This window comes from Allomuricauda sp. ARW1Y1 (assembly GCF_013407935.1).
Taxonomy (GTDB): domain Bacteria; phylum Bacteroidota; class Bacteroidia; order Flavobacteriales; family Flavobacteriaceae; genus Flagellimonas.
Genome location: NZ_JACBZU010000002.1, coordinates 321,575 through 339,417, shown reverse-complemented (window position 1 = coordinate 339,417; position 17,843 = coordinate 321,575). Strand labels below are relative to the sequence as shown.

General features: G+C 45.8%; 9 protein-coding genes. 2 read left to right on the top strand and 7 right to left on the bottom strand.

The window, feature by feature from the left end; all coding sequences use genetic code 11:
- Positions 1–4 precede the first annotated feature (4 nt).
- From GGE08_RS06265 to GGE08_RS06255, 3 genes are all read right to left on the bottom strand, one after another.
- Complete coding sequence (locus GGE08_RS06265) at positions 5–3,214, bottom strand: VPS10 domain-containing protein (RefSeq protein WP_179384043.1); 3,210 nt, start codon at positions 3,212–3,214, stop codon at positions 5–7.
- A gap of 158 nt (positions 3,215–3,372) precedes the next feature.
- Complete coding sequence (locus tag GGE08_RS06260) at positions 3,373–4,629, bottom strand: amidohydrolase family protein (RefSeq protein ID WP_179384042.1); 1,257 nt, start codon at positions 4,627–4,629, stop codon at positions 3,373–3,375.
- A gap of 14 nt (positions 4,630–4,643) precedes the next feature.
- On the bottom strand, positions 4,644–6,053 hold the full coding sequence (locus GGE08_RS06255; protein WP_179384041.1) for an amidohydrolase family protein: 1,410 nt from the start codon (positions 6,051–6,053) through the stop codon (positions 4,644–4,646).
- 97 nt (positions 6,054–6,150) lie between these two features.
- On the opposite strand from GGE08_RS06255, the gene GGE08_RS06250 reads away from it, so the two are divergent.
- Positions 6,151–7,410, top strand: coding sequence for an MFS transporter (locus GGE08_RS06250; protein WP_179384040.1), 1,260 nt, complete (start codon positions 6,151–6,153; stop codon positions 7,408–7,410).
- Positions 7,411–7,598: 188 nt separating this feature from the next.
- Positions 7,599–10,982, top strand: coding sequence for a ThuA domain-containing protein (locus GGE08_RS06245; protein WP_179384039.1), 3,384 nt, complete (start codon positions 7,599–7,601; stop codon positions 10,980–10,982).
- An 87-nt stretch (positions 10,983–11,069) separates the two neighbouring features.
- Here the strand turns inward: GGE08_RS06245 and GGE08_RS06240 are convergent, their stop codons facing one another.
- The 4 genes from GGE08_RS06240 to GGE08_RS06225 are packed head-to-tail and all read right to left on the bottom strand — an operon-like array spanning position 11,070 to position 17,819.
- On the bottom strand, positions 11,070–12,680 hold the full coding sequence (locus GGE08_RS06240; RefSeq protein WP_179384038.1) for a M1 family metallopeptidase: 1,611 nt from the start codon (positions 12,678–12,680) through the stop codon (positions 11,070–11,072).
- 44 nt (positions 12,681–12,724) lie between these two features.
- A complete protein-coding gene (locus GGE08_RS06235; protein ID WP_179384037.1) occupies positions 12,725–14,056 on the bottom strand; it encodes a M28 family metallopeptidase in 1,332 nt (443 codons plus the stop codon).
- Between the two features lie 32 nt (positions 14,057–14,088).
- The gene (locus tag GGE08_RS06230; RefSeq protein WP_179384036.1) at positions 14,089–15,612 is read right to left on the bottom strand and encodes a nuclear transport factor 2 family protein; all 1,524 of its coding nucleotides are present in this window, start codon (positions 15,610–15,612) and stop codon (positions 14,089–14,091) included.
- Entirely contained in the window at positions 15,609–17,819 is a 2,211-nt protein-coding gene (locus GGE08_RS06225) for a bifunctional alpha,alpha-trehalose-phosphate synthase (UDP-forming)/trehalose-phosphatase (protein ID WP_179384035.1), read from the bottom strand. Before GGE08_RS06225 ends, GGE08_RS06230 begins: the two co-directional genes overlap by 4 nt.
- Between the last annotated feature and the right edge of the window lie 24 nt (positions 17,820–17,843).

Genomic DNA, 17,843 nt, shown 5'->3' with positions numbered 1-17,843 from the left:
TTCTTTAATTTAGGTTAAAGCGTTCTGTCTCCTTGAAGGGAGAAAGGTCCAATGATTCAATGGAAGTCCGGTACGATTTCCATTTGTCATTAAAGAAGGCATTGGTCTTGTCCAATGCAGCCTTTAGTTCTTCTTCGGCAAACCGAATCATTCTACGTTCGGTGGCCGTTATTCCAGATTTTCGGGTGCCCACATAATAGGAAGCATCGCCCAATCTGGTCATCACATTGGGTTCTGGGTCGTCGGTGATGCCTTGACGCTTGTCTTCTTTGCCCAAGTACAGCGCAACCACGGAGTCAATCTGTTTTACAATGGCCTCAGAGGCCTTGATTTGCTCCTTGAATTTATCTTCACCCAATTCCTTGAGCTCTTTTTTGAACTTGTTCGCCAAATCCTTGCTTTCCACCAATTGTTTTACAGCATCCGCAGCGGTTTGGGTATAACCTTCCAGTTTTTTGCTGGTTTCGTATACTTCATTGATGGCAGCAAGGCTTACGTCCAACCTTGGGTCGGTCCTCACCGTTACAGGTGTGGAGTCGGTCGATTCGCCATACACCACTTTAACTTTGTAGGTACCGGGTTTTACTTCTACGCCTCCACGTTCTCTATCTCGCTTTCTGATGGTTCTGGATGGGCGGTCCGGGCCTTTTTCGTCCAAGTTCCAGTAAATCCTATGGAAACCGGCTTTCTCCGGAGTTTTGTATTTCAGGGTTCTGATGAGCCTATCGCCATCATAAAATTCAAAAAAGATGGAATCTTTTGTTTTTTCTTTTGACTTTTTGTCATCAGCGTTCTCCTCGTCTTTTTCTTTATCCTCTTTCCCTTCTTCCTTATCCTTCTTGCTCCCTTCTTTTAGGTAATAGGTAATCATCGCCCCGGATTCACGGTTTTCCCCATTAAAAATGGCATCCCCACCAAATCTTGAACCGGTAGGCTGTTGATAAGCAGCAAGGTAGGCATCTGGACTATCGAACAAACTGATGTCTTTTTGCAAGACCGAAGTATTGCCTGCCAACTTTCGCAATGGACGGATATCGTCCAATACCCATGCAGCTCTACCAAAGGTCCCGATGACCAAATCCTGCTCCCTTGAATGAATCGCCAAATCCTTGGTGGATACCGTTGGGAAACCTTTGTTCCACTTTTTCCAGTTGTTCCCGGCATCCAAAGAAATATAAAGTCCATCATCAGTTCCCAAGAACATCAAATTTGGATTTTTCGGGTCTTCGATAATGGAAAGGGTATAGCCTTTTACATCATTTTCATCAACGATACGGGTCCAGGTTTTTCCGTAATCTTTTGTTCTGTAGGCATAGGGCGTGTAGTTGAACCTTCTGTAATCGTTGGCTACCAAAAGTGCTTCTCCTTTGTTGTTTTGGGAAGCTTTTATCTGTGGAACCCAACTTCCAGCAGGTAATCCTTTGATGTTTTTGGTGACCTCGGTCCATGTTTCACCGCCATTGAGGGTGTAATGCACACGACCGTCATCGGTTCCTACCCAAAGCATATTTTGCTCTACAGGTGATGGTTCTATTACGATAATGGTACAATGGTTCTCCGCGCCTGTGGCATCCATGGTAAGACCACCACTTTCGCTCTGCTTCTGTTTTTCCTTGTCGTTGGTTGTCAAATCGGGGGAAATTACTTCCCAGGTCAAACCTTTGTCCGTGGATTTGTGCACAAATTGACTTCCAAAGTAGACCGTGCTATTGTTGAATGGATCTTGACCAATGGCCGCATTCCAATTGAAGCGAAGTTTTGTGTCCGCATCCGGTGGGGTAGGGCGTACAATATAGCCATCACCGGTTTGCCAATCGTAACGGCTCACATACCCTTGTTGGCTCATCGCATAACCATATCGGCTATCATCTGGGTCGGGAACCACATCAAATCCATCGCCAAAAGCGATTTCCTGCCAGTAGCTGTTACGAATGCCCTGCTGTCTCCACACATAAGCGGGCCCTCTCCAAGAACCGTTGTCCTGCATACCGCCATACACATTGTAAGGGTACTCGTTATCGGTACTGATATGATAGAACTGGGCGACGGGTAAATTGCCGATAAACCGCCAAGTTTTACCGCCATTTTTGGTGATATTGAGTCCTCCATCGTTACCGTCCAACATAAATTGTCCGTTTTCTGGGTGAATCCACCACGCATGATGGTCGGGGTGTACACCGTTATCAACGCCATAGGCAGGCATTAATTGGCTAAAGTTTTTACCACCATCCTCTGAAACATTGATGTAGGTGAACACAGAATAGACCCTATTTTCGTTTTGTGGGTCTACATAGATTTCGGAGTAATAAAACGGACGGTTTCCGATATCTTCCTTATCGTTGATTTTTTCCCATTTAAAACCCCCATCGGTGGATTTGTATAGGGCATTCTTCTTGGCTTCTACCAAGGCGTAAACAATATTGGGTTTGTTGCGCGCAATGGCCACACCGATTCTTCCCAAATCGCCTTTGGGAAGACCGTCTTCGGCCGTAATTTTTTTCCAAGTTTTTCCACCATCATGTGTCATGTGCAATCCACTTCCCGCTCCTCCAGAGTTGAAGAACCATGGCTCTCGTTTGTGCTCCCACATGGCAGCGATGAGTTTATTGGGATTGGTAGGGTCCATGACTAAGTCGGCGACTCCGGTTTTATTGTTCACAAAAAGAACTTTCTCCCAGGTTTCACCGCCATCGGTAGTTTTGAAAACACCGCGTTCCGGATGTTCTCCCCATGGCGACCCAATGGCTCCTACGTAAACGGTGTTGGGGTCGGTGGGGTCGATAATCACTCTGTGGATATGCCTGGTCTTTTCCAAGCCCATGGATTTCCAACTTTTTCCGCCATCCAAGGATTTATAGATACCATAACCTCCGTTCAAACTGTTTCTAGGGTTACCTTCGCCTGTCCCCACCCAAATGACGGATGGATTGGATTGTTGGATGGCCACGGCACCGATGGAAGCAGTCACTTCATTATCAAAAACGGGCTCCCATTTGATACCACCAGAGGTAGATTTCCACAAACCGCCCGAAGCGGTTCCGACAAACATGACATCTGGATTGGAATGGACCACATCGATTGCTGTTACACGTCCGCTCATTCCGGCCGGACCTATGTTTCTTGGTTTCATGTCCTGAACCAAATCCATGCTGAATTCCTGTGCTGAAATACTGGTAGCAATCAGCAGCAATACAAAGAAGATTGATTTTTTCATTAGTTGGGTTTGTAGTTTTTCTGAGTTAATATGACAGTATGTGGAATTAAATGGCTTTGCACACGTCCCACAAAATTCTGCCGCCTAAAGATACCAAAAACACTTCCCTCATTTCTTAAAGGGATGTTAATGGAACTTGTATTTTGATGTTTGGAGTATTACTCGTTTTTATAAATTGTACCGTCTTTCATCACAAATTTTACCCGTCGCATTCTGGAAATATCCTGAACAGGGTTGCCTTCTACCGCAATGATGTCCGCCAGATATCCCTCCTGAATCATTCCCAATTCCTGAAAATGAAGAATCCGTGCGTTTACAGAGGTGGCTGATTGCAATGCCTGTAAAGGCTTCATGCCATAATCTACCATGAGTTCCAGTTCCCGGTAATTTTCGCCATGGGTAAAAACACCCACATCTCCGCCAAATACAATTTCTACTCCAGACTCGAGGGCCAAAGCAAAGGATTTTTTCTTTTTGGCAATGCGTTCTGGGTCGGGCTCTTTGCCCTTCTGCCAACCTTTGTATTGTTCTATGGCATCACCGGCGGCCAAGGTTGGGCAAAGGGCTATTCCTTTTGTTTTCATCAGTTCAAAAATTTCTGCGGTGCCCCCATCTCCATGTTCTATGGTTTCCACGCCACCCATGATTGCCCTGCGCATCCCTTCGGGAGTGCTTGCATGGGCGACCACATACCTACCTGCGGTTGTGGCTGTTGCTACCATGGCGTCGATTTCTTCTTGTAAAAAGGTAGGTTGTGAGGGCTCATCCTTCCCCCAGCGGTAATCGGCATATATTTTGATCAGATTGGCACCGTTGCCCAGTTGGGTTCGAACTTCTTCCATTGCTCTATCCTTCCCGGTCACGGGAACAGCACCCAACGGCACTTGTACACCATCATGGAAGCCTTTTGGGCCGTAGGCTCCGGTTGCTACTATGGCAGGCCCGGCCATTAAAGTGCGTGGTCCTGGAACTAATCCTTCATCAATGCTTTTTTTGAGATAGATATCCGTATAGCCAGCACCTTCAGAGCCTAAGTCACGCATGGCGGTCACTCCTGCCAGCAACGTTTTCTTGGCATGAACTACGCCGCGAATCGCTCTTTCTACAGGTGATTCCTCTAGCACTTGGTCATTCCAGTCCGTTTCGTTATAAGGATGCAAGAGCAGGTGTGAATGACCTTCTATGAGGCCCGGCATCACCGTCTTTCCTTCAAGTTTGATTGTAATGTAGGCCCCTGCCTTTTTAAGTCTCTCCAAAGGCCCTGCGTAGGTAATTTTGTTCGAATCAACAGCGACCACCCAATCGGCATGCATTTCCTTCCCATTAAATACCCTATCGGGAATCAATAAGGTTTGGGAGTGAAGTTGATTCAAACAAAAGAATAGGGAGGTAAGGATAAAATATTTTTGACGCATATTGATATTGGTTGTTAGTCTATTTTAGATGTGTTCAGTAATTCTTGAAGCTCGCTTTTTGAAAATATTTCGGAACCTTTGATTACGGTATGTATGTTTTGGGTATGCTCGATATTTTCCAAGGGATTGGCCTCCAAAATGACCAAATCCGAAACTTTCCCCTCGGAAATACTGCCATAATCTTCGGTCTGATTCAGGAACTTGGCACCATTAACTGCTGAGGTACGAAGGGCATTCAAGGGAGAGATTCCGTTGGCTACCATGGTTTGAAGCTCCTGGTGAAGCGATATCCCAGGGTAGGTATAGGAATTGTAGGCGCCACTATCCGATCCTGCCAATAGTTGAACCCCAGCCGAGTCTAGGGATTTGACCAGTTGGCCAAAAAAGGTATCCAACTGTTTTCGGTTTTCCCTTGCTTCCTCCGTTGCCCGAAGGGCAGATTGGATACGGCCTTCGTAGGTTTTGATGATACCCTGGCCCATGTAACTGAGGTATTCATCATTGCTGTGGTCCACTTCATCCAAATAACTCAATGTTTTGCCAATGTGAAGCGTGGGAACCACAAAAACATCATTTTTCCTTAACCTATTGAAGGTAGCTTGAGCTGTGCTGTCCGAGTAGGTATCCATCAGTGCTGGCATGGCATCCCAAAAGCCCATGTCTCCGTTTTTTAGCTTTTCCGTGACCTCCGATTCATTGGCGGCACAGCCCTTCATTATGTAATATAGATGCTCAATACCGTCCATTCCTGCTGTTACAGTTTCTTCCAAGGTGACGGTGAACGGCATGTGTCCCGATACGGTAAACCCTCTCTTTTTGGCTTCTTTTATGGCATTGAGATAGTTCTCGGGAGAAATCCTGCTGTCGTAGATTTTAACGAAATCAACGCCCAATGCCTCCAAGGAGTCCAAGGCCCGAACCACATCATCCTCGTTTTCCACCTCCAGCGAGCCTGCCCAACTGGCATTGGGTCCATCAATTTTGGGACCGGCGGTAAAAATGGCAGGTCCGTTCAGCTCTCCAGTAGCTATTTGCCCCTTCCAATTCATCACGGCATGCGTCAAATCCCCACCAGCATCACGTACCGTTGTGATTCCGTTGGCAATAAAAAGCTTTAAAAAGTTCTCGTTGTTTCCAATCAAGCTATCGCCCCCGCGCAAGTGGATGTGATTGTCCCAAAATCCGGGCAATACATATTTTCCAGAAGCATCTATGGTAGTCCCGGCCTTGAATTCTTGAGTGGAATCCACCGCTTGCACGGCAGCTATTTTTCCGTCCACCAAGAAAATGTTTTGATTTTTGACCGTACCCGTCTCCAAATGAATCACTTGGGCATTGGTAATGGCCACATCATAGGTGTTGACGCTTTTTTTCTTGCAGCTGGCAAGGATCAATACTAGGGAGAAAACGAGCAGTCGGGTCATATAGGGTTGATTTATGAATCCTTAAAGATACCTGATTTTATTTCGTCGCTTTTTGTGTTTCTCGGCTTTTTTGGTGACTTTTAGCAAAAACCAAAGTTTGAAGGCGACAAAACCGAGTTGGTTCTATTTGATTTTATTGATTCTCTCGGGTGAGGCCATTTTTATCCTTCCCTTTGTGTTGCCCCGTGTGTTTAGGCCCACTGTGCTGGATGTGTTGGAGTTGGACAATGTGGAGTTGGGACTTTGCTTTTCGGTGTATGGGCTGGTAGCCATGGTTTCCTATGTTTTTGGAGGTCCGTTGGCCGACAAGTACCAACCCAGAAAGTTAATAGCAGTTGCCTTATGGATGACAGCATTGGGCGGATTTTTGTTTGCTCAGTACCCTGCTCTATGGGTGCTTCAGGTGTTGTACGGTTGGTGGGGATTTACCACCATATTTTTGTTTTGGGCGCCTATGATCAAGGCAACCCGAATTTGGGGCGGGATTGATTCCCAGGGAAAGGCCTTCGGTTTTTTGGACGGTGGACGGGGCCTAACCGGCGCTTTGTTCAGTTTGTTGGGAGTTTTGGTCTTTTCATTTTTTTTGACGAAACCACCTGATTTGGCCGATTTGCCCGACCGCAAAGCGGCTTTCACCTATTTCCTGTACACAGTGTCCATCATCATCATTTTAGTGGGTCTTTTGGTATGGTTTTTCATGAAGGCAGGAGATGAAGAAAAGGAGATGATTCTTGAGCGGATTTCATGGAAAGATATCAAACAAGTCCTAAAACTGCCATCGGTATGGCTGTTGATGGTCATCATCCTTTGCGGTTATGTGGGCTACAAGATTACAGATATCATATCACAGTATGCAGAAGAGGTGATGCTGTACAATCAAGTGGAAGCGGCCAAAGTGGGAACGTTATTGCAATTTTTAAGACCAGCTACGGGCATTCTATTTGGGCTGATAGCGGATAGATTAAAGATCACATGGTTGTTGGTCGTTGGATTTTTATTTGCGCTGATTGGTGGATTGCTATTTGCCAGCGGAATCATAGCCCCATCTACCACTACCTTATTTTTTATCTCCGTGTTGGTGATTGCCGTTGGCGTGTATGCGATACGGGCCTTATATTTTGGGGTCATGCAAGTGGGGAAAATCCCATTGACCCTTACAGGTACTGCTGTTGGATTGATTTCTTTGATAGGGTACACCCCCGATGTTTTTGCCGGACCAGCTTATGGAATGTTGTTGGATGCCCACCCTGGTGAGGAATTGGGACATCAACATGTGTTTTGGATGTTGAGTGCGTTCGCCTTTGTTGGCGGAGTGGCTGCCTTCATCTACCACCAAAAATACGGGAAGTCAAGCTAAACGGATGGTAACGAAAAGGCTCTTCAAATTCGTTACAGAATCACACGGTATCGAGTAATTCGTTTATTTTTACAATTTGAGACAATAGAAGGTAGTTTTCAGCAAAATTGTATTTATATTGCCATTCTATCGGCATTTTGCTGATAAACAAACTAAACTTTAAGATTTTACAACAATTAGTTATGCACATGAAAAATTACATCTTAGGGGCACTTTGTCTCCTTTTTGTATTGGTTGGCTGTGAAAACAAACGTCAGGGTCTGCCAAAACTATTGGTTTTTTCAAAGACGATGGGCTTTAAGCATGCCTCCATTCCTGCTGGAATCGCCGCTTTGGAAAAACTGGGACAGGAAAACAACTTTGTGATTGATACGACCACCAATGGGGACATGTTTACCGACGAAAACTTGGCACAATATTCGGCCATCGTGTTTTTGAGCACCACGGGTAACGTTTTGGATGCCGCCCAAGAGGCTTCTTTTGAAAGATATATTCAATCAGGTGGAGGTTTTGTGGGAATCCATGCCGCTACAGACACCGAATACGATTGGGGATGGTACAATAAACTGGTCGGGGCACAGTTCCTGAGCCACCCTGCTGGAACCCCGGAAGCCGATTTCATCATTAAGGACAAAAGTCATCCGGCCACATCTTTTTTTACGGATTCCATTTGGCATAGAACCGATGAACTTTACAATTTCAAAAATTTCAATGAGGATGTAAATGTTCTTGTTACCGTTGATGAATCGACTTACGAGGGTGGCGAGAATGGCGATTATCATCCCATGGCCTGGTACCACGAGTTTGATGGCGGACGGGCCTTTTACACGGCTGCCGGACATACCGATGAAAGTTACACCGAGGAATTGTTCCTGAAGCATGTGCTGGGAGGAATCAATTATGTGATCGGGAAGAATTTGGAACTGGATTACGCCAAGGCCAAATCGCAGGTGCCACCGGAGGCCAACCGTTTCAGTAAAGTGACACTTTCCACAGGGCAATTTTATGAGCCTACGGAAATGACAGTGTTTTCAAATAACGATGTGTTGGTGGCCCAGCGTAGGGGAGAGATTATGCTTTACTCAGCGGAAACACAGGAGGTGACCCAGGTTGCCTTTTTGGATGTATACCACAAAACTCTGGAGACACCAGGGGTCAATGCAGAAGAAGGGATTATGGGACTACAAAAGGACCCAAACTACGCAGAAAATAACTGGATTTATGTATACTATGCACCTTCTGGCGATAAATGGGTGAACCGCTTATCACGATTCAAGTACAAGGACGGTAATTTTGACATGGATTCCGAGCAAGTTATCCTTGAAGTGGACAGTCAACGTGAGATTTGCTGTCACACCGGGGGGTCCATTGCCTTTGGTCCTGAAGGATTGTTGTATTTGTCAACAGGAGACAACTCGACCCCTTTTGATGACAAGGGTGCCAAATATGTGAATAGCGGTTATGCGCCGTTGAACGACATACCCGGCAAGGAAAATTTTGATGCAAGAAGATCATCTGCCAATACCAACGACCTTCGGGGTAAAATTCTTCGAATCAAGGTAAACGAGGATGGTAGCTATGATATCCCTGAAGGAAACCTATTTCCTGTGGGCACTGAAAAAACCAGACCTGAAATTTATACCATGGGTCACAGAAATCCTTACAGGATTTCTGTGGATATGAAACGAGGCTATGTATATTGGGGCGATGTTGGACCAGATGCACGGGTAGATAGCTTGGAAACAAGGGGCCCACGGGGGTATGACGAAATGAACCAGGCTCGCGAGGCGGGTAATTATGGCTGGCCCATGTTTATCGGTGATAATTTTGCCTATAGCAAATACAATTACGAAACGGGGGAGACCGAGAGAAAGTTTGACCCCGAGAAACCTATCAACGATTCCAAAAACAACACGGGTCTGAGGGAATTGCCACCGGCCAAACCGGCTTACGTGTACTATCATTATGGTGAAATCCAAGATTTTCCTCAGGTAGGTTCCGGTAGCCGTAACGCCATGGCGGGACCAACCTATTGGTCCGATATGTATCCCAACGGAGGAGGCTTGCCCGCTTATTACGATGGAAAAGTGATCATTTACGATTGGATGCGCGGTTGGATGATGGCCGTTCACCTTTTCGAAGATGGTACCTTCAACAAAATGGAACCGTTTGCGAAAGATATTGAGCTCCATAATCTCATCGATATGGAAATGAGCCCAGACGGACGCGTTTACTTGTTGGAATATGGAAGTGGTTGGTTCTCGGCTAATCCGGATAGTGGTTTAAGCTATATTGAATACAATGGCGGCAACCGTGCTCCGGTAATCGATAGTTTTATCGTAGACAAGGATGCTGGTTCTCTGCCCCTCACAGTTACCGCTACGGTAGATGCTTATGATCGAGAGGGAGACCGTATGACCTATGTTTGGGATTTGGGCGATGGCACTACACAGGAAACCAATGAACCCACGGTGACCTATGCCTACAAGCAAGCTGGGTCCTATAAAATGAATGTAACCGTTAAGGATGTTGCGGGAGAGGCCGTATCCAGTTTGGATAAGACCATTATTGCAGGGAATGAGCGCCCTGTGGTCAATATTGATTTACAACAGGCCAATTCTTCTTTCTACATTCCCGGTCAACCCATTAACTATAAAGTTACCGTGACCGATGCCGATAGTGAGGTTGATGAGGACAATGTGTATGTCTCTGTGGAATATCGTTCTGGGATGGATGAGGTAAACATGAACTTGGGACACCAACAGGTATCTGGGGCGGTAATGGGTAAAGCATTGACCCAGAGTTTGGATTGTAAATCGTGCCACAAGGAAAAAGAAGCATCCATAGGGCCAAGTTATTATGACGTTTCAGAAAAATATAAGGGAAATCGTCGTATTACCAACTATTTGATGGCCAAAATCATTGCTGGTGGTTCTGGTGTTTGGGGCGAAGTGGTAATGCCCGCTCACCCCAATGTAACGCAATTGGAAGCTAGACAGATAGCCCAGTATATCCAGTCTTTGGCAGGTGGTGACAACAAACAACCTTCGTTGCCAATGGCAGGTAAGATTACCCCAGAAGCCAAAGAAAATGGAGAGGTATTCTTGTTGACTGCCAGTTATACCGATGAAGGGACAGGTGACGCATTGCCGTTGACAGGTTCAGAAACGATAGTATTGGCCAGTAATAGTGTGTCCTTCCCCGAAGGAACGCCAACAGAAGGCATGCAGGCCATGAGCTTTGGCGGTATGCAATTGCAGTTGCTAAATGCCGCCGAAGGATGGTTGAAAATGGAGAATACCGATTTGTCGGGAGTTTCCAGAGTAATGGCCATGGTAGGATGGCAAGAGCCACCAAGCATACCCTATACCATGGAATTGAGGGCAGGAGCCCCAGATGGCAAGGTATTGGGCACGGGAAGCTTGAATCCTTCAGGACTTGGAGGACAGGGGACCGCAGTGGTCATCCCGATTGAAAAGACGGATGGAGTGCAACCCGAACTGTACCTGACCTATAAAGCTGGAGGTGAATCCTTCAGTCCGTTCGCTATTACACAGCTACAGTTTAATTAAAGCGTAAATAACCAACCAACCATAAAAAGGGGCCAGCAGTTTTTGCTGGCCCTTTTTTCGCTTTATGGATGTTATTCGGATTTTGACTTACAGTTGTTCTGTTTCGATATAAAAATTCCTGTCGATTTTGAGTTGAGTTCCATTGATGGATTCCGTTTTCCATTGCGCTGATGGAAACAACCATTTTTCTATATCTCCTTCCCAAACCCTAATGGGCATATCAAAACCTTCCACAATGTCAACATATCGATACGTAATGGAACCGTTTTCCAATTTGTATTCCAATTTTGGAATCATTGTGGTGCGTAAGTACTGATCAAAGAAGGCAGATAAGTCTTTTTCTGTCTTGTCGCTCAAATACTGTTCTATCTGCTCCGAAGTAACGGTCTGATGGTAAAAATCCTTGTTGATATTCCTCAAAATCTGTCGCCACTTCTCATCATCCTCCACTAACTGCCGAAGGGTGTGCAGCATGTTGGCCCCTTTATAGTACATATCCCCCGAACCACTTTTGTTCACGCCATAAGGACCGATAATGGGGCGGTCGTTTTGGATATTGGCCCGAGTGCCGATGACATATTCTTCTGCCGCCTTGGTGCCGAAGTGGTAATCCAAATAGAGGTTTTCCGAATAGGCCGTAAAGCCTTCGTGTACCCACATATCGGCAATGTCTTTGTATGTGATATTGTTGGCGAACCATTCGTGCCCCGCTTCGTGGATGATGATAAAATCAAACTGCAAGCCCCATCCTGTACCGGAAAGATCACGGCCCAAATACCCATTTTGATATTGATTCCCATAGGTGACGGAACTTTGGTGCTCCATGCCCAAATAAGGCACTTCTACCAGCTTAAAGCCGTCCTCGTAAAAGGGATAGGGGCCAAACCAATGTTCAAAGGCCTGTAGCATCATTGGGGTCTGTACAAACTGTTTCTTGGCTTTCTCCAAGTTTTCGGGCAGCACATAGTAATCCAGTGGCAAGTTGCCTTTTTCACCCTCATAGGTTTCTCCAAAGTGAACATAATTGCCAATGTTTACGTTGACCCCATAATTGTTGATGGGATTTTTCACCACCCAATGGTAGGTAGTAAAATCGTCTTGCTCCTCAACACTTTCCAATTGCCCGTTGGACACATCCATGAGGTCCTTGGGAACGGTTACACTGATGCGCATACTGTCCACTTCGTCGTACATATGGTCTTTATTGGGCCACCAAACGCTGGCACCAAGACCTTGGCACGAAGTAGCTACAAAAGGATTGCCCTGCGCATCCTGTTTCCACGAAAAACCTCCATCCCATGGGGCACGAACAGCCTCTCTTGGGTGCCCAGAGTAGGTGATTTTCAATTCGTTGAAATCGCCGGGAACCTGTTTTTTCTTCAGTTGGATGAAATGCGCGTTGCCTTCCGAAGTAAACTTCAGCTTTTTGCCATCCTGCGAAACCGAAATGATTTCCATGGGTGGTTGAAGGTCAATTTGAAGCGTTTGCTCCGCTTTAAGCACTTTATACCTCACCACATTATGGCCAGAAATAAACTTTTTTGATGGCTCCACTTTGACGTTGAGGTGGTAGTGGTTCAAATCCCACCATGCCCGTTCGGGCGTGATAATACCACGAAGTGTATCCTGTTTGGTGAAATTTTGCGCGGATAAAATACCCAGCCCAAAAAAGAAAACGATAAGCGTTGTATGCTTCATATGGATTAAAATAAACTGGGTTCCTTTGAAAGGAGATTGCTTAGCTACCTAAATATCTTGTTCGGGAATACCACGGGACTTTCATGGCCATCCTTGCCTACAGCGGCAACGCCAAAGAAGAAATTATCGATGACAATCCCTTCCAGGGTGTGTTCATTTACATCACCCACATACTTGTAATGGTCCCAAGTGGGGGAGGTGGTATCCCTCCAATAAATTTTATAACCCACAGCGCTCTCCACCTTGCTCCAACGCAATTTGGCGCTTGGTTCCACAATTCCCCCGATTTCAACAGTTTCTGGAGCTGGTGGTGCCCAAGCAATGGAGGCCAGGTTGATAGCGTTCACAGCCGTTAGTTTTTTGGCATATTCAAAATTCACATGCTCCAAAACATCACCGTAAGCAATACCGTCTTCCACCCGAATATCTTGGTGCTGTTGGGTGTAGTTTTCATGGGCCTCCATAATTCGGATACCAGCATAGCCAAGATCATTAAAAGGTCTGTGGTGTCCCCCTCTTCCAAATCTGTCCAGTCGATAGATTATCATAGGGTTCATTTCGGGCATATAGGTCTTGGTGGTTTTATAGACATATCGAGCCAATTGACGCGAAATCCCATCTACTTCTCCTCCATAAAAACGTCTTGCCCGACGCTCTTGCTCCGTTTCGGTAGGCGGAACTGGTTCCGAAAAGATTCGGAAATCCCTATTGCTTACTACGCCATCTACTCCGGTAATGTTGCCGATCATATCGTTGTTCAGGATGCCCACAATGTCCCATCCTTGTTCCTTGGCGTATTCGGCCAAGCCTTTACCACCATAAAGTCCTTGCTCTTCACCAGAAAGTCCTACATAAATAATGCTGCTTTCGAATTGGTATTTGGACAAAACCCTAGAGGCTTCAATGGTGCCGGCCATACCGCTGGCGTTATCGTTGGCTCCGGGAGAATCTGAAGTGTAGTTGGTTGGATCGCTCACACGGGAATCAATATCACCGCTCATAATAATAAATCGGTTGGGAAACTTGGTTCCCCTCTGAATGGCAACTACGTTAACCACTTCCACATCCTTTACGATTCGGGCATTATCTCCTTTGGGGATAAGATTTTTTTGATAAAACACCTCCAAACAATCATTGCAATCGCCTGAAATCTTTTCAAATTCTGATTTTATCCATCTTCGGGCAGCACCAATACCGCGTGTTTGTGAAACGGTATCGCTCAAGGTGTGTCTTGTGCCAAAGTTGACCAAGGTGGTTACATCACTTTCAATGCGTTCGGCCGAAACGGCATTGATGATATCGTAAATTCGAGTGTCGGTTTGGGAAAAACCAATGGACCCTATGGCCAACATAAGGAGCATAAGTGTATTCTTCATTTTCATGAGGTTTAGTTAGTTTTATGAATTAATTATTGAATAAAGGTAACTTTGGCAATTTCGCCATTTTCCACTTCATAAATGGCAATAGCCTCTATAATTCTTCCATTGACGGTCACGGATTCTTGATCGATTACCTTGTTTCCGATGACGATCCTATTCTGAATTTTACAATGTAAATCGGGTGTGCTGTCAAAGAAAGCACCGTATTGCTGTATTAACTTGGATTTGCCTTTCGAGTTAAGGGAGTTTGGAAAACTGTAGAGTTCAATACCTTCTGAATAGGTCTCCGCAAAAGCATCAATATCACGGTTGTTGTAGGCATCCAGTTGCTCTTGAACAATGGTTTCCGCATCGGTCAAGGGTCCGTCGGGAAAGACAAACGTCATCGATGCGATACGCCCGCTCTCCACTTTGTAAATGGCCACTTGATGACCTTCCCTTCCGTCGACCATGGTCCTTTCCTCATCAATTATCATATTTCCGAGAACGATACGATTCACCACTTCCACGCTCGATTGTTTCACGTTTTCGAAGAAGCGTTCATAGTTGTCTCGCATGTTGTCCGTGCCTTGGTACATTTTTTCGTTGGGAAAGCGCCGCACTTCCACATTTTCGGTGTAGCAGGACACAAATACATCCAAATTTCTGCTGTTAAAGGCCTCTACCTGTTTTTGGATAATTTTTGCTGGGGAATCCTCCGCCACAAACGCAAGCCGTTTGCCATTGGGACTTATCGCTATACGACTGATGTTGTTGATTTCCTCCAATCCGAAGGACATTACGGTCTCCCAATCGGCATCATCAGCGTCCACATCCAATGTCAACAGTCTTTTGCCGGCCCCGGTCAGTATTGTTTGTCCGTTCAACCAACAAATATCCTCTTGCTGTCCAAAGGTGTCCGCTATTTTTTTAGTATCACCAGTTGCGGGGTCTAGAGATCGTATTTCCCAATTGGCGTTCTTTTTATTGATAAAGCTGACTAAATCGCTGCCCGGTATTCGGTGCAAGGATCGCCCCGCGTTTTGAAAAACAGTCGTATGGGTGCCTTGTTCTAGGTCGATGACCACCAAATCCATTCGGTTTTGCACCAAAACCGTTGTGACCAACACTTCCTTATCAAACCAAACATGGTAACCGATTTTTAATTCCGAAAGCGGTTCGGAGGTGCTATTTTTGAGGTCATACTCATACAGCCGTTGCAGTCCGTCCACATCCAGCCGAATGGCGGAAATGGCCCTTTTTCCAGGAATACGAAGAGGAGAATATTCGCTACCCGTTGTGGTATAGGTCAACCACGAAGAGGTACTGCCTTCGCTCACATTGAATTGAAGCACATCCGTTTGACCTTCGCGTGTGGAGGCAAAAAGGACGTGGTCATCATCCCAAAAAGAGGGTTGATTGTCATAACCCGGATTATTGGAAATGTTTTTCGGATTGCTCAAAATAGGCTTTCCGTTGCTCATATCTAGGTCAAACAAATAGACCTCTGTCTCCATTTGCGACCATCCATGGATGGAACACAGGAAGCAAAAAAGCACTAATGCTCTCATCATGGTCGTGTAAATCGTTTTAAAAGTTCCCTTACCTTTTTGGTGCTCTCCACATGGTACTTGGCCTGGGTTTTCTTCAGTCCCACTTTTACCGTAATGGCAGAATCGGGTAGTTCTTGGAACATGAATTCATCGGTCCAGTCATCCCCAATGGCAAAGACAAAATCGTAGTCGTCCTCGCTCAACATTCGGGTGGCGGCCCGACCTTTGTTCACATTGCTGCTTTTGATTTCCATGACCTTGTTCCCGTTCAAAACGCTAATATCGTCATTGCCGATCAAACTTCGCAATACCGTATTGAGTTCCGTTGCCCGCTTGGTGCCAAAATCAGGGTCGGTGTTTCGATAATGCCAGGCCAATGAATAGTTTTTTTCTTCAATAAAGGAGCCCGGTGTGCGGTCCACGAAGGATTCCAACACTGGACGTATTTTTTTCATCCACTCGCCCTTTACCTGTTCCAGCATTTTAAATTCTTCCCCATTTCTGGAAATCCACACCCCATGCTCCACGATCATGTTGTAGTTTTTAGGCAAAAACCAGCGGCCAAAGGTTTGCTTGTCCCTTCCGCTGATCAAAAATACCGTAGTGTTTTCCTGCTGATTCAAGGCATCCAACAGTTCATACAGTTCATCGTCGGGGGAAGCTTGCTGTGGGTCCTTGTGAAAATCTGCGAGGGTGCCGTCGTAATCCAAGAACAGCAATCGCTTTTTTGATTTGGCGTAGGCCTCTTCTATGGATATCAATATTTCGGATGACATTTTTTCGGAAATGAAAGCTTTGCCCAAGTCGCGGTTCTCTTTTAGTGCATTCATAAACTCATTGGCCCATACTTCCACATTGTAACGTTCCAAACGTTTTTGGAGAAAGGTGTTTCGGGCAATCTGCTCCTCCAAGGGCATATTGAAGGCCTGCTTTAGCGTATCTGCCTGTTGTTCAAAATTGTTCGGGTTGATGAGGAGGGCTTCGTTCATTTCGTAGGCGGAGCCGGCCATTTCGCTCAAGATCAACACCCCGGATTTATCCGTTCGGGTGGCAATATATTCCTTGGCCACCAAGTTCATCCCATCCCGAAGCGGGGTAAGCCAGGCAATGTCACTAGAGGTGTACAGATCAATCAAACTTTCAAAAGGAAGGGAACGGTAAAAATACCAAATAGGTGTCCAGTTCACGGTGGAGAGTTCTCCGTTGATGCGACCTACCAACTCATCCACCTCTTTTTTCAACAATTGATATTGTGGTACGTTGGAGCGGGACGGTACGGCCAAAATAATCAACCGGACCTTTTCTTTGTACTCCGGATACTTTTGAAGGAAATACTCAAAGGCATTGATACGCTTGGCGATTCCCTTACTGTAATCCAAACGGTCTATGGAGAGGATCAATTTGGTGTCCGGTGCCGATGCTTTGTGGTTATCCAAACGCAACTGCAGATCGCTTCGCTCTTCCATGCTTTTGGAATCGTGAAGAACAGCAGCGTCCCTAAACTTTTTGTAATCGATGCCCATGGGGAAGGAGTCCACTTTGATCACCCTGTTTTCCAGATAAATCTCATTGAAGCTCACATCCAAACCAATAAGTCTGCGAACGGAACTTAAAAAGTGTCTTTCGTAATCGTAGGTATGGAATCCAATGAGGTCGGACCCCAATAAACCTTCCAGAATTTCTTCACGCCAAGGCAAGGTCCGGAAAATCTCAAAGGATGGGAAGGGAATGTGCAAAAAGAAGCCAATGGTGGTGTTGGGCCGTTTTTCGCGGACCATCTGCGGGACCAGCATCAATTGGTAATCGTGCACCCAAATGGTGTCGTCTTCATCCGAATTTTCGATAATGGCGTCGGCGAATTTTTGGTTTACGGCCTTGTAGGTATCCCAAAAGTTAAGTTCAAACTCCGAATACTTCAAAAAATAATGGAACAACGGCCAAATGGTCCGGTTGCTGAATCCATAGTAAAACCCGTCTATTTCATCTGAGTTGAGCTTTACCTTGGCGCAACCATGTTCCTTTAAGGCCTCATCAATTTCATCTTCCAGCTCTTCCGGTGTTTCCTCGTCGGTAAGGCCGGACCAACCGATCCAGAGACTTTCCCCTCCGCTGTGCACGGATTTCATTCCCGTGGCCAATCCTCCAACGCTCGGAATTGCGGTAAGGCTTCCATTGCTAATTTGTAATTGAACGGGTAGTCGATTTGAGATTATGATAGTTTTGGCCATGAATCGGTTATTTTTGACGTATTT

Excerpts from the sequence above, each read along its gene's own strand:
- GGE08_RS06225 (WP_179384035.1), bottom strand. The coding sequence starts at position 17,819 with ATGGCCAAAACTATCATAATCTCAAATCGACTACCCGTTCAATTACAA.
- GGE08_RS06265 (WP_179384043.1), bottom strand. The coding sequence starts at position 3,214 with ATGAAAAAATCAATCTTCTTTGTATTGCTGCTGATTGCTACCAGTATT.
- GGE08_RS06245 (WP_179384039.1), top strand. The coding sequence starts at position 7,599 with ATGAAAAATTACATCTTAGGGGCACTTTGTCTCCTTTTTGTATTGGTT.
- GGE08_RS06260 (WP_179384042.1), bottom strand. The coding sequence starts at position 4,629 with ATGCGTCAAAAATATTTTATCCTTACCTCCCTATTCTTTTGTTTGAAT.
- GGE08_RS06240 (WP_179384038.1), bottom strand. The coding sequence starts at position 12,680 with ATGAAGCATACAACGCTTATCGTTTTCTTTTTTGGGCTGGGTATTTTA.
- GGE08_RS06235 (WP_179384037.1), bottom strand. The coding sequence starts at position 14,056 with ATGAAGAATACACTTATGCTCCTTATGTTGGCCATAGGGTCCATTGGT.
- GGE08_RS06255 (WP_179384041.1), bottom strand. The coding sequence starts at position 6,053 with ATGACCCGACTGCTCGTTTTCTCCCTAGTATTGATCCTTGCCAGCTGC.
- GGE08_RS06230 (WP_179384036.1), bottom strand. The coding sequence starts at position 15,612 with ATGATGAGAGCATTAGTGCTTTTTTGCTTCCTGTGTTCCATCCATGGA.